Annotated in this window: 18 protein-coding genes; 17 read left to right on the top strand and 1 reads right to left on the bottom strand. The window is 65.6% G+C overall.

Annotated elements, in window-relative coordinates; translation table 11 throughout:
- Nucleotides 1-2: 2 nt before the first annotated feature.
- From H9627_RS03730 to H9627_RS03690, 9 genes are all read left to right on the top strand, one after another.
- A complete protein-coding gene (locus H9627_RS03730; protein ID WP_191732683.1) occupies nt 3-992 on the top strand; it encodes a type VII secretion-associated protein in 990 nt (329 codons plus the stop codon).
- 159 nt (nt 993-1151) lie between these two features.
- Nucleotides 1152-1472, top strand: coding sequence for a WXG100 family type VII secretion target (locus H9627_RS03725; protein ID WP_191732682.1), 321 nt, complete (start codon nt 1152-1154; stop codon nt 1470-1472).
- A gap of 39 nt (nt 1473-1511) precedes the next feature.
- Nucleotides 1512-1802, top strand: coding sequence for a WXG100 family type VII secretion target (locus tag H9627_RS03720; RefSeq protein ID WP_191732681.1), 291 nt, complete (start codon nt 1512-1514; stop codon nt 1800-1802).
- A gap of 324 nt (nt 1803-2126) precedes the next feature.
- Nucleotides 2127-3062: a sucrase ferredoxin gene (locus tag H9627_RS03715; protein WP_191732680.1), complete on the top strand. Its 936-nt coding sequence runs from the start codon at nt 2127-2129 to the stop codon at nt 3060-3062.
- A gap of 264 nt (nt 3063-3326) precedes the next feature.
- Nucleotides 3327-3770, top strand: coding sequence for a 50S ribosomal protein L13 (gene rplM / locus H9627_RS03710; protein ID WP_006769737.1), 444 nt, complete (start codon nt 3327-3329; stop codon nt 3768-3770).
- Nucleotides 3770-4318, top strand: coding sequence for a 30S ribosomal protein S9 (gene rpsI, locus H9627_RS03705; RefSeq protein ID WP_191732679.1), 549 nt, complete (start codon nt 3770-3772; stop codon nt 4316-4318). The genes rplM and rpsI overlap by 1 nt, the downstream gene beginning before the upstream one ends.
- Nucleotides 4319-4497: 179 nt before the next feature.
- Entirely contained in the window at nt 4498-5841 is a 1344-nt protein-coding gene (glmM, locus tag H9627_RS03700; RefSeq protein WP_191732678.1) for a phosphoglucosamine mutase, read from the top strand.
- An 89-nt stretch (nt 5842-5930) separates the two neighbouring features.
- A complete protein-coding gene (locus H9627_RS03695) occupies nt 5931-6242 on the top strand; it encodes a hypothetical protein (protein ID WP_191732677.1) in 312 nt (103 codons plus the stop codon).
- The gene (locus H9627_RS03690) at nt 6239-7672 is read left to right on the top strand and encodes a hypothetical protein (RefSeq protein ID WP_191732676.1); all 1434 of its coding nucleotides are present in this window, start codon (nt 6239-6241) and stop codon (nt 7670-7672) included. The genes H9627_RS03695 and H9627_RS03690 overlap by 4 nt, the downstream gene beginning before the upstream one ends.
- Nucleotides 7673-7952: 280 nt before the next feature.
- Here the strand turns inward: H9627_RS03690 and H9627_RS03685 are convergent, their stop codons facing one another.
- Nucleotides 7953-8810 carry a dienelactone hydrolase family protein gene (locus H9627_RS03685; RefSeq protein ID WP_191732675.1) on the bottom strand — a complete coding sequence of 286 codons (858 nt, stop codon included), beginning with the start codon at nt 8808-8810 and terminating at the stop codon, nt 7953-7955.
- Nucleotides 8811-8946: 136 nt separating this feature from the next.
- On the opposite strand from H9627_RS03685, the gene alr reads away from it, so the two are divergent.
- From alr to H9627_RS03645, 8 genes are all read left to right on the top strand, one after another.
- Entirely contained in the window at nt 8947-10050 is a 1104-nt protein-coding gene (gene alr / locus H9627_RS03680) for an alanine racemase (protein WP_191732674.1), read from the top strand.
- Nucleotides 10047-10550 (top strand): tRNA (adenosine(37)-N6)-threonylcarbamoyltransferase complex ATPase subunit type 1 TsaE, encoded by a 504-nt coding sequence (tsaE, locus tag H9627_RS03675; protein ID WP_191732673.1) that lies wholly within the window; start codon nt 10047-10049, stop codon nt 10548-10550. Before alr ends, tsaE begins: the two co-directional genes overlap by 4 nt.
- Nucleotides 10551-10740: 190 nt before the next feature.
- Entirely contained in the window at nt 10741-12333 is a 1593-nt protein-coding gene (locus tag H9627_RS03670; protein WP_191732672.1) for an aspartate:alanine exchanger family transporter, read from the top strand.
- A 78-nt stretch (nt 12334-12411) separates the two neighbouring features.
- The gene (locus tag H9627_RS03665; RefSeq protein WP_191732671.1) at nt 12412-13668 is read left to right on the top strand and encodes an alpha/beta fold hydrolase; all 1257 of its coding nucleotides are present in this window, start codon (nt 12412-12414) and stop codon (nt 13666-13668) included.
- A gap of 6 nt (nt 13669-13674) precedes the next feature.
- Complete coding sequence (gene tsaB, locus H9627_RS03660) at nt 13675-14349, top strand: tRNA (adenosine(37)-N6)-threonylcarbamoyltransferase complex dimerization subunit type 1 TsaB (RefSeq protein ID WP_191732670.1); 675 nt, start codon at nt 13675-13677, stop codon at nt 14347-14349.
- The gene (rimI, locus tag H9627_RS03655; RefSeq protein WP_191732669.1) at nt 14346-14861 is read left to right on the top strand and encodes a ribosomal protein S18-alanine N-acetyltransferase; all 516 of its coding nucleotides are present in this window, start codon (nt 14346-14348) and stop codon (nt 14859-14861) included. The genes tsaB and rimI overlap by 4 nt, the downstream gene beginning before the upstream one ends.
- Before the next feature lie 23 nt (nt 14862-14884).
- A complete protein-coding gene (gene tsaD, locus H9627_RS03650; protein ID WP_191732668.1) occupies nt 14885-15919 on the top strand; it encodes a tRNA (adenosine(37)-N6)-threonylcarbamoyltransferase complex transferase subunit TsaD in 1035 nt (344 codons plus the stop codon).
- A gap of 19 nt (nt 15920-15938) precedes the next feature.
- Nucleotides 15939-17693, top strand: coding sequence for a bifunctional ADP-dependent NAD(P)H-hydrate dehydratase/NAD(P)H-hydrate epimerase (locus tag H9627_RS03645; protein WP_191732667.1), 1755 nt, complete (start codon nt 15939-15941; stop codon nt 17691-17693).
- Nucleotides 17694-17796 lie beyond the last annotated feature (103 nt).

The following is a 17796-nucleotide window of genomic DNA, read 5'->3' as shown; positions in this document are numbered from 1 at the left end:
TCATGACCGGGATACAGGATGAGATGCCGGTGGGGACACTGAATGAACCGCTGAACGAGACCCTGACCGTGACCGTGTTGGAAACCGCCACCATCTTCGAGGGCCCCGACACCGTCTACCGCTATGACATCATGGCCACCGGCATCAAGGAGGGGTGGGCGGTGCCGGCGGTGGTGGATCAGGTCCAGCAGCTCAGCTCGGTGCACTGGCCGGATGTGGAGGTGATCATCGACGGTGATGGCCAGGTCACCGAGGTGCTCACCCGCACCTTCATCGGCAAGGGGGTGACCTCCTATCCAGCGGAGACACTCCGGGAACATCCCCTGCCCGCGGAGGAACCGGAGCCGGACCCGGTGGTCACCCGCCCGACCCGGGGCCGGACCCACCGGGATTTCTACGGCATCCGGCCGCTGCACATCACCCTGACCGTCATCTTCGTCGGTGTGGTTGCCGGTACCTGGATGCTGCTGGGTGGTGGTGACACTCCGGTCACGACCCAGGCTGCGGTTACCGGGACCACCCAGGCACCCGCACCCCCGACGACCACGGCCGGGACCGGGGTGGCGGGGGCGTCGACAAGCACGGCCCCAGCCGCCCCGGCGGTTCTGGAGGGTGAGGGTTTCCTCGTGGCCGCGCCGCACGGCTACCGGCTGGACAGCGACGACGCGGACCCCGGGATGTATGTGCTCACCGGTCGGGATCCGGATCTGCGGATCCACATCGCCCTCGATCCCCTCCACGGACTGGAACCGCACCTGGTGGCGGAGGAGATGGAGCTGGTCATCGCGCAGGACCCCACCCTGGAACGGCAACCGACCGTCGACGGGCGGATCGTCTACTCCGAGGACCCCGGTGACGGATCGAAGGTGGCCTGGACCACATGGTTCGAGGCGGACCAGCAGGTCAGCGTGGGTTGTCACACCCGCCTGGGGGCGAATGTGGTGCAGCAGGCCGCCTGCCGGACCGTGCTGGATTCCCTCCGGATCGGGTGAGTACGGGTGAGCGCGGAAAGTATTTCCCGCATGCGGGGAACCTCCGGGAGGTTTGCGCAGTCTTACTAGGGCAGGAAGGGCACACAGGCCTTTTCGGGGGACCGGCACCGATCACGGTGCCGGACTGACACACCAACTAGTTCGAGGAGGGGCGAACCCATGTCGAATCTTTTCAGGACAGAATCCGATGTCATGCTGGCCACCGCAGGCCAGGTCGATGACACCAACGACCAGGTACAAAATGAGCTGAGCCGTCTGCGCGGGGTCGTTGACTCCGTGCGGGGCAGCTGGGCAGGACAGGCGCAGGTGAGTTTCGACGGGCTGATGAACCGTTGGAATGACTCCGCCCGCCAGCTGCAGGAGGCACTTGATTCCATCTCCACCAACATCCGCGCCAACGCCCGGTCCTTCGACTCCACCGAGGCGGACAACGCCCAGGCCTTCAGCGCGGTGGGTGGCGGAGCGGGACTGGACCTCTAGACGTTATCCACAGACACGTTATATATAAGGACAAAACACATGGACATGATCCGTTATGAATTCGGTGCCATCCAGGGTGCCGCCACCGACATCAACTCCACCTCCGGTCGCATCAACTCGCTTCTCGACGGGCTGAAGCAGCAGCTCCAGCCGATGGTCGCCACCTGGGAGGGTGACAGTGCCGTGGCCTACAACGAGGCCCAGTTGAAGTGGGACAACGCAGCCGCCGAGCTCAACACCATCCTGGCCACCATCTCCCAGACCGTCTCCCAGGGCGCCGAGCGCATGAGTGACGTCAACAGGCAGGCCGCCGCCAGCTGGGGTGGATAACCCCATGCACACCTTGTTGGTCAACCCCGTATCCAGGAGGCCCATGAGCAGATGATCTGAGATGAGAACCTGCTGCCCCCGGTTTGTATCCCGTCACCTCCCAGCCCATTGATAACAAGGCTTGGACACACCCCGATCCGGGAGGTGACACCCCACCGGCCCCGCAGCAGAAGGCCACGATAGTGGTGGCCCCGCACACACCCCGGTCGCACCCCAGGCGACCGGGGTGTTGCTGTCGCGTCGGGGCGCCGGTGGTGACCGTGGGTACCGTGATGATGGAACTACCCGGGGTGTTCTCGTATCCTGGGGTGAAAATCCTTGTTAATGATGGGCGTTGATTCCTTGACTTCTGTTTCGACCACCGGCTCGACTAGCGGGTCCCCTCTACGGTGCTCCGATGTCGGCGTGGAACCCCTGCCGGGTACCGCCAAGACCGGCCAGGGGTTTGTCCTGCTGGAACACCCCGGCCCCTGGAGCCGCGATGTCCTCGACGGTGGGACTTTCACCCCGGAGCTCACCACCCGCCTGGAGGCTCACCTCAAGGCGGCGAAGATGGGCCTGCAGCTCATCCGCAAACCCGGGCGGGAAGGTCGCCAGATCGATGGGCACACCGTGTTCCTGGTGTTCAGCGACCAGGCGGTGACCGAACGCCTCGTTATCGATGATCCGGCCGGGGTCCTCGACCTGGATCTCTCCGGTCCCGGACGCAACGGGGCAGGCCTGGGCACCCAGCGCGTGGATCACCCCGTGCTGCTGATCTGCACCCACGCCAAACGGGATGCCTGCTGCGCGATCAAGGGCAGGCCCCTGGCGGCGGAGCTGGTCGCGCAGTTCCCCTCCGGTTTCGTGTGGGAGTCCTCGCACACCAAGGGACACCGTTTCGCACCCTCGATGCTGCTGATGCCGTGGAACTACTCCTTCGGCCGACTCAACGCCGAGTCCACCGCCGCGCTGCTCACCACAGCCCAGCGTGGGGAATACTTCCACCCCGGCAACCGGGGACGTGGCACCCTGGATGCCCGTGGTCAGGTCGCGGAACTGGCTGTCGCCGAGCAGCTGATCGGCAACGGGGAGACCGTCGGGTTGGGACAACTGGAGGTGGATGCGCAGCCGGGGACCGTCGTGGTCACCCACCCGGATGGCCGGATCTTCGAGGTCGAGCTGGACCAGCGCACCATCGAGGGAGTCATCTCCTCCTGCGGCGATGAACCGAAGGTGGGGAAGGGCTGGGTGGCCACCGTCGTGCGGCAGCGCCCCTGAAAACCCTGAGAACACGGAGAGACCTGAAACACCCCGTAAATCCCGTGCACCCCGGCCAGCTGCTGTGGCCGCCGGGGCCGTTTTGGTATACGGGGGCAACAAGAGTACCCTTATAACCCTGTGTGTGGAGTCGGGATGTGGCGTTTATTCAAGCGCGTACCCCAACAGCAGAGCATGATCGGGTCACCACCGGCCGCCGTCATGAGTTCTTCCGTGCATGTTCCTGGCTGGCAGTTCCTAGACAGACTTATTTAAGGAGTCATAGTGTCTACTTACCACCCGAAGAGCGGTGACATCACCCGTAAGTGGTACGTCATCGACGCCACTGACGTGGTCCTGGGTCGCCTGGCCACCCACGCCGCCGACCTGCTTCGCGGCAAGGGCAAGCCCCTGTTCGCACCCAACGTTGACTGCGGTGACCACGTCATCATCATCAACGCTGACAAGGTTGCCATCACCTCCAACAAGCGCGATCGTGAAATGCGCTACCGCCACTCCGGTTACCCGGGTGGTCTGAAGTCCATGACCCTGGGCCGTTCCCTGGAACTGCACCCGGAGCGTGTGCTCGAGGAATCCATCACCGGCATGATGCCGCACAACAAGCTGACCGCTGCATCTGTGAAGAAGCTGCACGTCTTCGCTGGTTCTGAGCACCCTTACGCTGCTCAGAAGCCGGAGACCTACGAGATCAAGAAGGTGGCCCAGTAATGTCCGAGCCTATCCAGAACGAGAACGTAGAGAGCAACGTCGCTGACGCTGCCGACATCGCTGCAGCAACCGCTGCCACCGAGGAGTTCACCAACACCATCGGTGATGCGATCTCCACCTCCACCGAGGAAGAGACCATCGAGGCTGCACCTGCAGTTCTCGACGGCCCTATCTGGACCGTTGGTCGTCGTAAGCGCGCCATCGTCCGTATCCGCGTGGTTGCCGGCTCCGGTGAGATCACCTGCAACGGCCGCACCCTCGAGGATTACTTCCCGAACAAGCTGCACCAGCAGCTGATCAAGGCTCCTCTGGTCCTGCTGGGCCGCGAGGATCAGTTCGACATCCACGCAAACCTGGGTGGCGGCGGACCTACCGGTCAGGCTGGCGCATTCCGCCTCGCCATCGCCCGCGCACTCAACGCCTACAACCCGGCTGAGCGTCCTGCCCTGAAGAAGGCCGGATTCCTCACCCGTGACGCTCGTGCAGTTGAGCGTAAGAAGGCTGGTCTGCACAAGGCACGTCGTGCCCCGCAGTACTCCAAGCGCTGATTTTTCTCCGCTTGCCTGTTCAACCCGCTTCACCGTGTTCCCACGGTGGGCGGGTTGTCCGCTTTTCAAGGGCCTGCTTGTCGACGACCCGCCATCGCCGACCGAGAAATCTGCCCCAATTGGGGCAATAACGGTTGTGGTGTCGGGCGATCAGGCGGTGGACGTGCATAATGTTAGGCATGACTCGACTTTTTGGAACCGACGGTGTTCGTGGTCTGGCGAACAAGACCCTCACCGCGCCCCTCGCACTGAAGCTCGGTGCAGCAGCGGCCCACGTTCTCACAGCAGGTACCCGCCCCCATGGTCGCCGCCCGGTGGCCATCGTGGGCCGTGACCCCCGTGTGTCCGGCGAGATGCTCGCGGCAGCCCTGGCTGCCGGCATGGCCAGCCGTGGTGTGGATGTGCTGCGTGTCGGCGTGATCCCGACCCCGGGTGTTGCCTTCCTCACCGATGACTACGGCGCCGACATGGGTGTCATGATCTCTGCATCCCACAACCCCATGCCCGACAACGGCATCAAGTTCTTCTCCGCCGGTGGACACAAGCTCCCCGACGAGGTGGAGGATGAGATCGAGCGCGTGATGAATGACCTCCCGGAGGAGGGCCCCACCGGACACGGCATCGGTCGTGTCATCGAGGAGGCGCCGGATGCCCGGGGTCGCTACCTGCAGCACCTGGCTGATGCTGTCCCCGCGGACCTCTCGGGTATCACCGTGGTGGTCGACGCCGCCAACGGTGCCGCCAGTGTGGTCGCACCGCAGGCCTATGAGGCTGCCGGGGCGAAGGTGATTGCCATCCACAACACGCCCAATGCCTACAACATCAACGAGAAGTGCGGATCCACCCACATGGACCAGATCCAGGCGGCTGTCCTGGAGCACGGCGCGGATATCGGACTGGCCCACGACGGTGACGCCGACCGCTGCCTCGCGGTGGATAGTGACGGCAACATTGTCGACGGTGATGAGATCATGGCCATCCTCGCGATCGCCATGAAGGAGAACTCCGAGCTGCGCAAGAACACCCTGGTGGCCACCGTCATGTCCAACCTGGGTCTGAAACTGGCCATGGAGAAGGCCGACATCCAGCTGCTCACCACCAAGGTGGGCGACCGTTATGTCCTGGAGGAGCTCAACGCCGGTGGGTATGCGCTCGGTGGCGAGCAGTCGGGTCACATCGTCCTGCCGGATCACGGCACCACCGGTGACGGCACCCTCACCGGTCTGTCGCTCATGGCGCGCATGGCGGAGACCGGCAAGTCGCTGTCCGAGCTGGCGGCCGCGATGACCGTGCTGCCACAGGTCCTCATCAATGTGCCGGTCGCCGACAAGTCCGCCATCATGAAAAACCCCAATGTCCAGGCTGCCGTGGAGGCTGCCGAGGAGGAACTCGGTGGAACCGGCCGTGTGCTGCTGCGTGCCTCCGGCACCGAAGAGCTCTTCCGCGTCATGGTCGAGGCCGCGGAGCAGGAGCAGGCCCGTCGTGTCGCCGGGCGTCTCGCCGCGGTGGTCGCCGAGGCCTAGCTGCCAATTCCGGTTCCCCGGGAACCATTTCACCCCCTGCGTAGTCAAACACTGGTGTACACCACAGTTGATTGCACAGGGGGATTGTCATGTCGGGATTCAACCTCAACGTCGATGGGGCGTTGAACGCCGTACGCACCATGCTGGGGGAGGCCACACACCAGCGGCAACGGCACCGTGCGGGCCCGCCGGCGTTCCCGGTGGCCGCTGCCGGCCAGGGCTTTTCGACGTGGGGTTCCCAGGTCGCGACGATGTTGGAGGAGTTGCACCGGGGCGTCGACAAGCGTCTTGATGCGGTGGAGGCCACCGCCGACGCCGCAGCCCGGGAGGTCGGGGTGTTCCGCGACGAGGATGCCGGTGTGGGCCGTGAGCTGGGGCATGTGGACGGTGAGGGTAGGTGAGCGCGTCGATCTCCTCCTATGGCAGCGCGGTGTCGCAGCTGCAGGCTGCCAGCCGGGGAACCTATGGCGGTCCGTCGATTCCGGAACGGGTGCTGAAGAAGGCCTATGACACTATCACGGGCCTGGACACCGGCCAGCTGCGGTCGGGGGGCCGCTCCGCTGCCGGCGACTCCGAGATCGGCGGTCTCCTGGGTTTGCTCAAACCCCTGGGCCGGATGTTCGGCGGTGTGGCGGGAGGCATGATCATCAGCGAACTGGTGGACCGGGTGTCGGACTGGGCGGACAACCGCAACGAGGCTGAGGAGGTGGCGGAGGCCGCCGACCGCGCCGCCGATGCCATCGACACCACCGTCCGGGAATCCGATGACGGGGTCGATGCCATCCTGGGGCAGCTCGCCGGGATCATCGCCCAGATCACCAACCACCTGTCCACCCTGGACCCGACGGAGCATCCGGAGGCGTTCATCGCCACTGTGCAGGCCGGTGCGGAGATCATCAACGATGCCGCCGCCATGGTTCTCGGTTTGTGCGAGGACCGGGACCGTGCCATCGAGAACTGTTATGGCGCACTCATTGAGCACGGCCGCAGGGTCTGTGAGGCCCCCGCACCCGGTGTGGCGCCCGCGGTCGGTGGTGCCGGAGCTGGTGGGGGAGGCGTCGGCGGCGGGGCCGGTACCGTCCCGGAATCTCCGGTGACGACACCGGGGATAACACCTGGGGCCACACCCGGGACGGCACCCGCATCGGTGGACCCACCGACCGCGGACTCCCCGGAGGCAGGCAAACCCACCGTTAAGACAGAACCCGAAGCCTGTGATCCTGAACCACGATCACAACCGTGTGATCCGGAACCGGTGCAGGACGAGAAACCCGAGGAGAAACCGGACGGGGAACAGGATGAGGATGAGGCCGGGGTGGAGACTCCTCCCGCTGAGGATGGCAACCGGGAACACACCATAAACAGTGCGATCAGTGGGATCGGCATCGGACTGCTCGTGGTGGGGGTCGGGGTTCTGGTTGATTTCCTCGGGGAGGTCGCACAGACCATGGGCATGGACGCGGCGCAGATGCCACCTGCACCGTCTCCCGACGCTACCCCGCTGGCTGCTACCCCTACGGTGGAACCAGTGCCGGCTCCGGAACCTGTTGCCGAGCCCACCCCCGAACCTACTCCGAAGCCCACCCCGGCCTCGGAGTTGCATCTGGTGGCCGAACCACCCCCCAAACCACAACCGGGCATGGTGCAGGCGGCGGCAACAGCTGCCGTCCATGACCCCACGGTGGGGGAGCCGGTGCAGGTCGAGTATCAGCAGGCAGCCACCCCGGTCGCCCCGGTTACACCACCGCCGGCAGCACCCGCGCCGGGTGGTACCCCGGGCGATGCCCCTGATGATGCTCCGGGCCGTGTCCGCAGGGTAGGCGGGTGGTAGCGGTGGAGTACGAGGTTTTCGTGGCGCAGTTTCGTGAACGGACGGCAGCCCGCATGGCGGAATTTGAAAAGGCCCTGGCCAAGGCACAGGGCGAGGTGGCTAAGTCCAGTCCGGGTGAGCCGGGCCGACAGCAGATGGCAACGTCACCACCGCAGGTCACACCGACTAGCCCGGTGGCGCGGACACCGCAACAGGCCGGGCGTGGGCGACCCCGTGGTCGCGGGCCCGTGCAGTCGATTCTGCGCCGGGCCTGACCGCCAGGTGGGGTCCCACCCTGGGGTTATTTACTGTTCAGAAACGGCAGCGGGGACTCATCCTGTGGGAAGGCCTTCTCCTCCAGGTCGATACCCCAGTAGGACGTGACCTTCTTCGCTTCTGCCTCGGGATCGGAGAAGGCCTTGTAGGAGCGTTCGCCGGCCAGCTGGTGGAGGAGGAAACCGGTGAGCAGGCCACGGGCCAGTTCCTGGCCGGCGGTCTGCGGACGCCCCACGCCGACGAGCAGTTTGAACATGGTGTCCTCGGAGAAACCCTGCTGGTTGCCGTTGTCCAGTTCGCGGTAGAGCACGTCACCACCCCACCGGGCGGCGACCTTGGCGGAATCACCGGCGTCGAACATCCCCAGCTGTGCGGTGCCGATGACCAGCCCCGGGGCCTTCACGGCGGGGGCCGCATCCACACACGACGGGGAGGTGGGGGCGGGGTAGAGGGCACCGACCGCGCGGACCGCGGTGCGGTTGGCCGAGGCCAGGACCGCGGCACCGGCACCCATGCCGTGACCGACCATGCCGAGACCGGCCGGGTTGACGGTGACCTTACCGGCACCGAGTTTCACACCGGCGAGGATCTGCAGGGCAGAATCCAGATCGGCGGCGAAACCACGGTGATCCGGGAGGAACCCGGTCTCGGTGTTGGGTGCGGCCACGGCGATACCCCAGCTGGCCAGGTGACGCAGCGTCTGGTGATAGTGCTTGATCGGTTTCATCCAGTCGTGACCAAAGGCCACGCCGGGTACACCGTTGCCCTCGGCGGGGGTATAGATCTTGCCGGGCAGACCCGCATAATCAAGGTCACCGACCATGACCCGGTGCGGTCCACGCTTGGACAGCTTTGACAGATGTTTTTTCAGATTCTCAGCCACACGGTCAAGAATAGTGGAAAGCATCACCCCGGACGGCAGGATGATCCGACCCGGGTGTGCCACCGGTATCAGGAACCCGCGACAACGGTGTCCCTTCCGTTGGAGTGACGGGGAGGTGGTGGCACAATGAGAAACCATGAATCTGCTCACCACCCGCATCGATCTGGACGCCATCGCCTACAACACCCGCCTGCTGAAGAACCGGGTGGGCGCGGCGAAACTGATGGCGGTGGTCAAGGCGGACGGGTACAACCACGGCATGGACCGGGTCGCCCCGGTCATGGCAGCCAACGGTGCGGATGCGTTCGGCGTGGCCACCATCGCCGAGGCACTGGCCATGCGCGCCACCGGCATCACCACACCGATCCTGTGCTGGATCTGGTCCCCGGAGCAGGACTGGGCCGCCGCCGTCGAGGCGGGCATCGACCTCGCGGTGATCTCCCCGCGGCACGCCCAGGTGCTTGTCGACGCACCCCCCACCTCCCGGACCATCCGCGTCAGCGTCAAGGTGGATACCGCGCTGCACCGTTCCGGCGTGGATGAGCAGGACTGGGATGCGGTGTTCACCCTGCTCCGCGACTGCGGGCCCATCGAGGTCACCGGGTTGTTCACCCACCTGTCCTGCGCCGATGAACCCGACAACCCCGAGACCGACCACCAGGCGGAGACCTTCCGCCGGGCCATCGACCGGGCCCGCGCACTGGGCCTGGAGGTGCCGGAGAACCACCTGTGTAACTCCCCGGCCACGCTCACCCGCCCGGATCTCCACATGGACATGGTCCGCCCGGGTGTGGCCCTGTACGGCCTGGAACCCATCCCGGGCCTGGACCATGGCCTGCGGCCGGCGATGACGTGGGCGGGGGCGATCACCGTCGTCAAGCCCATTAGAAAGGGTGAGGGGACCTCCTACGGGTTGACCTGGTGCGCCGAGACGGACGGGTTCGTGGCGGTGGTGCCCGCAGGTTACGCCGACGGTGTGCCCCGCGCGGCCCAGGATCACCTCCGGGTCCATATCAACGGTCATGACTACCCACAGGTGGGGCGGGTGTGCATGGATCAGTTCGTCATCTTCCTCGGTGATAATCCCCACGGCGTGGCCGCCGGTGATGAGGCAATCATCTTCGGTGGTCCCGGCATGTCCGCCACTGAGCTTGCCGACGCCCTGGGCACCATCAACTATGAGATCATCTGCCGGCCCACCGGCCGCACCGTCCGCCACTACACAGGAGAAGGCAAATGAAACCCGATTTCCCCGCATCCGGTACCCGACGCCTCGACACCGCGGCGCAGACCCAGGCCTTCGGGGAGGAACTCGGCCGGGCACTGGAGGCCGGGGACGTGGTGATCCTCGACGGCCCCCTCGGTGCCGGCAAGACCACCTTCACCCAGGGCCTGGCCCGGGGCATGCAGGTCAAGGGTCGGATCACCTCGCCGACCTTCGTCATCGCCCGGGAACATCGCTCCGAGATCGGTGGACCCACCCTCATCCACCTGGATGCCTACCGTCTGCTCGGTGAGGACCCGGAGGATGTGGATTCCGACCCGATCGGCGCGCTGGACTCCCTCGACCTGGACACCGACCTGGACACCGCCGTGGTGGTGGCGGAATGGGGTGGGGGACTGGTGGAGCAGATCACCGAGTCCTACCTGCTGATCTCCATCGACAGGGAGACCGCCGTGGCCGAGGACCCGGAGTCGGAGGCCCGCATCTTCACCTGGCAGTGGAGAAGCGGACACTAAACTGAGGCGCTGACCACGGCTTTCCTGAGGTAAGTTTCTGTATCTGTTGTTTTATGTCCGGTGCTGCGGGATCATGGAGCTAATGGAGAATGCGCCCCAGGACCCGTGACCACGGTGGAGTAGAGATCATGGGGTACCCGGAGGAATCTCTGCGGTGTAAATCCGCTGATCTTGAAGGAGTGGTCCCAACGTGCTTGATTTCCTTGCGGCAAACCCACTGATCGCCCTGGCGGTGATCCTCGCGGTGGGTCTGGCCATCGGTCGGATCTCCCTGTTCGGGGTGTCCCTCGGTGCCGCGGCGGTGTTGTTCGTGGCGCTGGCCGTATCCACCCTCAACCCGGACATCCAGATCCCGGCCTTCGTGTTCCGGCTGGGTCTGGCGATGTTCGTCTACGTCATCGGCATCTCCGCGGGCCCGGCCTTCTTCCGGGAATTCCGTTCGCGGGGATGGAAACTCACCCTCTTCATGATCGCGCTGCTGGTGTCCCTGACGGCCCTGGCCTGGGTGCTCATCCGGGCCTTCGGACTCGGTGCCGGGGCGGGTGCCGGTATGTTTGCCGGTTCGCTGACCTCCACGCCGGGTATGGCCGCGGTGGTCGCACTCATGGACCCGGCCCAGGCCGGTGAACCCGTCATCGGCTACTCCCTGGCCTACCCCGGTGCCGTGCTGGGCTCCATCCTGGTGGCGGCCGTGGGAGCGAAACTGCTCAAGGTCAACCACACCGAGGACGCCCGCGACGAAGGGCTGGTCACCGAACCCCTGGTGTGGAAGGGCGTGCGCATCGGCGACGGTATCAGCGGCACCATCGGGGACCTGCCCCGGCTGTCGGGTCAGCAGATCATCGCCACCCGCATCGTGGAGGACCCCCATGAACACCGCCTGGCAGATCCGACCCTGCCCATCCAACCCGGCATGGAACTGGTCATCAACGGCACCGCCAACGCCGTGGACCGGGCGATCGCCGCACTGGGTGGTGAATGCGACACCAAGATCGAGGACACCGAATTGGTGTACTCCCGGTTCACCGTCTCCAACCCGGACATCGTCGGACGCACCGTCGCGGAACTGGATCCGGTGGCCAACGGATTCATGATCGCGCGTATCCGCCAGGGGGACACCGAGATCGTCCCGCACCGGGACACCGTGCTCAACTACTCCGACCGCGTCCGCGTAGTCGCCGCGCCGGGACGCATGGGCGAGGTGCGACGCTTCCTCGGCGACTCCGAGAAGGCCCTGGGTGATGTCAACCTGCTGCCGTTCGCCATCGGACTATCCCTCGGCCTGCTGCTGGGTGCGATCCCCATCCCGCTGCCCGGGGACACCACCATGTACCTCGGTTTCGGTGGTGGACCCATCGTGGCCGGTCTCATCCTCGGTGCCCTCAACCGCACCGGACCCATCACCTGGCAGCTGCCCTTCCACGCCAACAGGACCATCTCCACGCTGGGGCTGGCGCTGTTCCTGGCCGGTGTGGGTACCTCCGCGGGTGCGGGTTTCCGTCAGGCACTGACCGATCCGCAATCCTTCGTCTACATGGGGGTGGGTTTTGCCATCACCGTCACCTCGGCGCTGGTGTGTGCCGTGGTGGGCATGTGGCTGCTGAAACTGAAATGGGATGAATCGATGGGCGTGGCCGCCGGTGCCACCACCAACCCGGCGATCATCTCCTACCTCAACGACCAGACCGGCACGGACCTGGCGAACCGTGGGTATGCCACGGTGTACCCCACCGCCATGATCGGCAAGATCCTGGCCTGTCAGGTGCTGTTCCTGCTGTTGTAGGAGCCGGGTCGCCCGGGAGTTGGACCGGGGCAGACCGGGGGCGGACCCGTGTCCACCCCCGCGCGTAACCTGGGTGGCATGACTGAACTGAGCACCACCCACCTCGGGGAACTGCGCCTGGACGAACTCACCCTCACCGTCCCCCTGACCGCGGACGCGGCCGATGAGCGCACCATCGACATCTTCGCCCGCATCGCCACCCGCCCGGGCGGTGAGAAACTGCCCTACCTGGTGTTCCTCCAGGGCGGGCCCGGCAATGAGGCACCCCGCCCCAGCCTGGAACCCCTCAACCCGAGCTGGTTGGAGGCAGCCCTGGACCACTACCGGGTGGTCCTGCTCGATCAGCGTGGCACCGGGTTGTCCACCCCGGTCTCCGATCGCATCCTGGAGGAGCACACCACCTCCGAGGTCGTGGAATACTTAAGCCACCTGCGTGCCGACGGCATCGTGCGGGACTGTGAGGCCGTGCGCGAGTATCTCGGTGTCAAGCAGTGGACTGTGCTCGGCCAGTCCTTCGGTGGTTTCACCACCCTGCACTACCTGTCCACCCACTCGGATTCCCTGGATAATGTGTTCATCACCGGTGGGCTCAGCGCCATCGACCGCCCGGCGGAGGATGTCTATGCCAACTGCTATGAACGCATGCGGTACAACTCCGAGCAGTACTACCGGCGGTTCCCGGAACACCGGGTGCTCATCCAGCGGCTGGTGGAACGCGCCCGGGCGGGTGAGATCATCCTGCCCACCGGGGAGGTGGTCTCCGAATCGCGTCTGCGTTCACTGGGGCATCTGCTCGGCAGCAATGAGGGCTGGCTGGAGCTCTACCACCTGCTGGAGCGCGATCCCCGCTCCAATGCCTTCCTCCATGACCTGGCAACCCTGCTGCCCTTCGGTACCCGCAACCCCCTCTACTACGTGCTGCATGAATCCTCCTACGCCGACGGTGTGGTCACCGACTGGGCAGCACAACGCGTCTACCCCGAGGCCTTCCGGGGGGATCCCACCCTGCTCACCGGTGAACACGTGTTCAGTGAGTGGGCGGACACCGTCCCGGCACTGCGCCCCTGGAAAGACGTGGCACTCGCATTGGCGCAGCATGAGTGGCCGAAACTCTATGACGCCGCCGCCCTGGAGGCCTCCGGGGCCACGGGTGCCGCAGCCGTCTATGCCAATGATGTCTTCGTCCCCCTCGACTTCTCCCTGGAGACCGCACGTCACCTGCCCGGGGTGAAGCTGTATATCACCAGCGAGCATGAACACAACGGCCTGCGAGCCAGCAACGGCCGGGTGCTCGCCCACCTCATCGATCTGGCCCACGGCCGGAAGGTACGCTGATTCCCCGTGTTAGTACTAGCCATAGACACCTCAACCCCGGACCTCATCGTCGGCATTGTCGACGCAGCCACCGGCACCACGCGGGCGCAGCGCATCATCGAGGACACCCGTGAGCACAATGAACAACTCACCCCGATGGTCAAGGCGGCGCTTGCCAACGCCGATCTGACCTTCGCCGACCTCGGAGCCGTCGTGGTCGGCTGCGGGCCGGGCCCCTTCACCGGACTGCGCGTGGGCATGGTCTCCGGGGCGGCCTTCGGTGACGCCCTCGGCATACCCGTGCACGGTGTGTGCTCACTCGATGCCATCGCCCACGGCATTGATTTCTCCGCCACACCACGCGCCCTGGTGGCCACCGACGCCCGTCGGCGTGAGATCTACTGGGCCACCTATGACAACGGCACCCGCACCGCCGGGCCGGAGGTCATCGCGCCGGGTCACCTCGAGGTACCCCATGAGGTGGATGTCATCTCCATTCCGGCACACCTGGGGGAGAAATTGCCGGAGGCACTCGGGGACGTCGACAAGCTCTCCCTGATGCCGCTGCCCGCCCACCTGGTGGCGGTCGCGGACCTGACCGCCACCCCGGAACCCCTGGTGCCGATGTACCTGCGCCGACCGGACGCGAAGGAACCGAAACCGAAACCGAGATCGACTGCCATCCCGGAGGTGGAATTATGACCGCAAACCAGTTTGAACTGCGGGAACTACACCGCGGTGACGCCGAGCGTTGCGCCGAATTGGAACGGGTGCTCTTCCCCGGGGACAACCCGTGGCCCCGCGATGTGTTCGTGGTGGAGTTCTCCCACCCCACCAACTTCTATATCGGGGCCTTCGATGATGACCACCTGGTCGCCTACGCGGGACTGGCGATGATGGGTCCTGCTGAAGATCCCGAATTCGAGATCCACACCATCGGCGTGGACCCCGACGTCCAACGCCGGGGCCTGGGACGCGTGCTCATGGATCAGCTGATGAAGGTGGCCGACAGCCACGACGGCCCGGTGTTCCTGGAGGTCCGCACCGACAACCTCCCCGCGATCCGGATGTATGAGGCCTTCGGTTTCACGATCCTGGCCACCCGCAAGAACTACTACCGTCCCTCCGGTGCGGACGCCTACACCATGCAGCGACCCCGCCTGAGCGACCGGCGTGACAGTGACGGAAGCTCGGACGGAAGTTCCGGAAACTGATGCCGGGGACTATTCTCTAAACAATGATTGTCCTGGGTATTGAGAGCTCCTGTGATGAAACCGGTGTGGGCGTGGTCGACCTGGATGAGCAGGGCAACCTGACCATCCTCGCCGACGCGGTGGCATCCTCCATGCAGGACCACGCACGTTTCGGTGGTGTCGTGCCGGAGATCGCCTCCCGCGCACACCTGGAATCCATGGTCCCGGTCATGCGTGAGGCCCTGCACCGGGCGGGCATCGGCAAACCCGATGCGGTGGCCGCCACCGTCGGTCCAGGCCTGGCGGGCGCCCTGCTCGTCGGGGCCAGCGCCGCCAAGGCCTACGCCGCCGCCTGGGATGTGCCGTTCTACGCCGTCAACCACCTCGGCGGGCATGTGGCCGTGGCCAACCTCGACGGCGAACCCCTGCCGCATTCGGTGGCACTGCTGGTCTCTGGCGGGCACACCCAGCTGCTCGAGGTGGAGGCCGTCGGACTGCCCATGAAGGAGCTCGGCTCCACCCTCGATGATGCCGCCGGTGAGGCCTATGACAAGGTCTCGCGCCTGCTGGGATTGGGGTACCCGGGCGGGCCGGTCATCGACAAGCTGGCGCGCCGGGGTAACCCGCAGGCCATTCCCTTCCCGCGTGGTCTGATGAAGAAGTCCGATTCCCGCCATGATTTCTCCTTCTCCGGCCTCAAGACCGCCGTGGCACGCTATGTCGAGGCCGCCGAGCGCGCCGGCGAGGTCATCTCCGTGGAGGATGTGTGCGCAAGCTTCCAGGAGGCCGTCTGCGATGTCCTCACCTTCAAGGCTGTGCGCGCCTGCCAGGATGTCGGGGCGAAGGTGCTGCTGCTCGGCGGTGGCGTGGCCGCGAACTCCCGTCTGCGGGAGCTCGCCCGGGAGCGTTGCGACGCTGCCGGCATCGAACTGCGTGTCCCCAGCTTCAAGCTGTGCACCGACAACGGCGTGATGATCGCCGCCCTGGCCGCCCAACGCATCCACGAAGGCGCTGGTGGATCCGCCCTGACTGTGGGAACGGACCCATCTTTGGCCGTTGAGACACCTCAGGTGTTCTGACAGCCTAGACTTAACCGGCATGAAGTCGGTGTTCACCGTTGACCAGATCCGTCGTGCCGAAAATAAACTCTTTGCAGTACAGGACCACCCCGATGAGCTGATGATGTCAGCGGCGACCGCTGTCGCCGCCGTCGCCCGCGCGATGCTCACGCATCCGGCCGGGGAGATGGCCGGGGAGTCCGTTGAGGAGGAGGACATCCTCCTGCTGGTTGGTCCCGGTGGCAACGGTGGTGACGCCCTCTACGCCGGGGCGTTCCTGGCCAGTGAGGGACACCGCGTGGATGCACTCCTGATGGGCGGCGACCGGGTCCATGAGCGCGCCCGTGAGTTCTTCACCGCCGCCGGTGGCACGATGATGACCGGCAAACCCCACCACTATGACTACGACCTGGTCATCGACGGCATCCTCGGGATCGGTGGACGCGGTGGCATCAAGGTGAACACCGCACAGTTCATGGAGCATTTCTACTCCTCGGGAACCCCGGTGCTCGCAGTGGATATCCCCTCCGGCGTTGATGCGGATACCGGTGCACTGCCGGAACCCACGCTGGTGCAGCTGGAGGGTTATGAAACAGGTTCACCGATCGCGCGTCAGAAGATCCCGACCCACATCAATGCCGATGTGACCATCACCTTCGGTGGGTTGCGCCGGGCGCATGCGGTGTCCGCGGCCTGCGGGTATGTGCTGATGTCGGATATCCGCGTCAAGGGCACCAATCAGGGTGCCGGGCTCAGCCTGGCTGAGGCACTCCAGGAGGTCCAGTTCGAGGATGCCAGCCCGACCCTCTACACCTCCCGGGCATGGCGTACGGAACTGGAGAATCCCAATGCCGCACCGGTGCCGGCCGTGCCGGGGGTGTTCCCGATCGGTTCGCAGTTCATCCTGCTCGACATGGAACCCACGCCCGAATCCGACAAGTACACCGGGGGAGTGGTCGGCATCGTGGCCGGCAGCGCGCAGTACCCGGGGGCGGCCGTGCTGGCGTGTTCCGGCGCGGTGCGTGCGACCAGTTCGATGGTCCGTTTCGTCGGTGATGAGGCCGTGCGCGGACAGGTCCTCGCGGCGCATCCCGAGGTGGTGGCCGCGCCGACCATCGGGGAGAGCGGGCGCGTACAGAGCTGGGTCTACGGCCCCGGGCGTGGCACGGGGGAGGAGCAGGTGCGGGAGCTGGCCACCCTGTTCGGGCATCCCGAGCCGGTGCTTGTCGACGCCGATGGCATCACCCTCATCGCCCGCTCACCGGAGTTGCTGGAGACCCTCCGGCACCGTGCCGGACCCACTGTCCTCACCCCCCACAAGGGGGAATTCGAACGCCTGGCGGATGCTCTGCGTGAGTCGGGTGTCCAGATCCCGTCCGCGCACACCGATCCGATCGGTGCGGCCCTGGCCGCGGCCCGTGAACTGAACTGCTGCGTGCTGCTCAAGGGGCGTGCCACGGTGGTGGCCACCTCGGATTATGCCTATGTGGTCAACGCAGGCCACTCCTGGTCCGCGACCCCCGGCTCCGGTGATGTGCTCTCCGGGCTGGTCGGTGCGCACCTGGCGCAGAGTTATGCGGAGCTGAGCCGGTTGCCGGAGTTCATCCCGGATATGCGACTGCCCGAGACAGCCGTGTATTCCATGGTAGCCCCGGCGGTGAGTATCCATGCGGTGGCGGCGATCCTGTCCGCCCGCACCGAATTCGGTTATGCGCCCACCTCGGCGTCACGCATCGCGGAGTACATCCCCGCGGCCACGGCACGGGCGAATGCGAACCGGATCATGAACTCCTAAAGGGTGGCCACCCATGTTCGCGAACAGCGAACAGCTTTAGCACCCTTAGCGGTTGAGTGCTGGCACTCGTGAGGGTAGAGTGCCAGTAGGTTGTTTGACACAC

Origin of the sequence: Corynebacterium gallinarum (assembly GCF_014837045.1) — a bacterium.
Lineage (GTDB): Bacteria > Actinomycetota > Actinomycetes > Mycobacteriales > Mycobacteriaceae > Corynebacterium > Corynebacterium gallinarum.
This window is presented reverse-complemented; position numbering and strand designations above follow the sequence as displayed.

Bases quoted from the DNA above. Each gene is read 5' to 3' on its own strand.
- rimI (WP_191732669.1), top strand. From the start codon at position 14,346: ATGACCGCAAACCAGTTTGAACTGCGGGAACTACACCGCGGTGACGCC.
- H9627_RS03645 (WP_191732667.1), top strand. From the start codon at position 15,939: ATGAAGTCGGTGTTCACCGTTGACCAGATCCGTCGTGCCGAAAATAAA.
- alr (WP_191732674.1), top strand. From the start codon at position 8,947: ATGAATCTGCTCACCACCCGCATCGATCTGGACGCCATCGCCTACAAC.
- H9627_RS03665 (WP_191732671.1), top strand. From the start codon at position 12,412: ATGACTGAACTGAGCACCACCCACCTCGGGGAACTGCGCCTGGACGAA.
- tsaE (WP_191732673.1), top strand. From the start codon at position 10,047: ATGAAACCCGATTTCCCCGCATCCGGTACCCGACGCCTCGACACCGCG.
- H9627_RS03730 (WP_191732683.1), top strand. From the start codon at position 3: ATGACCGGGATACAGGATGAGATGCCGGTGGGGACACTGAATGAACCG.
- glmM (WP_191732678.1), top strand. From the start codon at position 4,498: ATGACTCGACTTTTTGGAACCGACGGTGTTCGTGGTCTGGCGAACAAG.
- tsaD (WP_191732668.1), top strand. From the start codon at position 14,885: ATGATTGTCCTGGGTATTGAGAGCTCCTGTGATGAAACCGGTGTGGGC.
- H9627_RS03725 (WP_191732682.1), top strand. From the start codon at position 1,152: ATGTCGAATCTTTTCAGGACAGAATCCGATGTCATGCTGGCCACCGCA.
- H9627_RS03715 (WP_191732680.1), top strand. From the start codon at position 2,127: ATGATGGGCGTTGATTCCTTGACTTCTGTTTCGACCACCGGCTCGACT.
- rpsI (WP_191732679.1), top strand. From the start codon at position 3,770: ATGTCCGAGCCTATCCAGAACGAGAACGTAGAGAGCAACGTCGCTGAC.
- H9627_RS03695 (WP_191732677.1), top strand. From the start codon at position 5,931: ATGTCGGGATTCAACCTCAACGTCGATGGGGCGTTGAACGCCGTACGC.
- H9627_RS03720 (WP_191732681.1), top strand. From the start codon at position 1,512: ATGGACATGATCCGTTATGAATTCGGTGCCATCCAGGGTGCCGCCACC.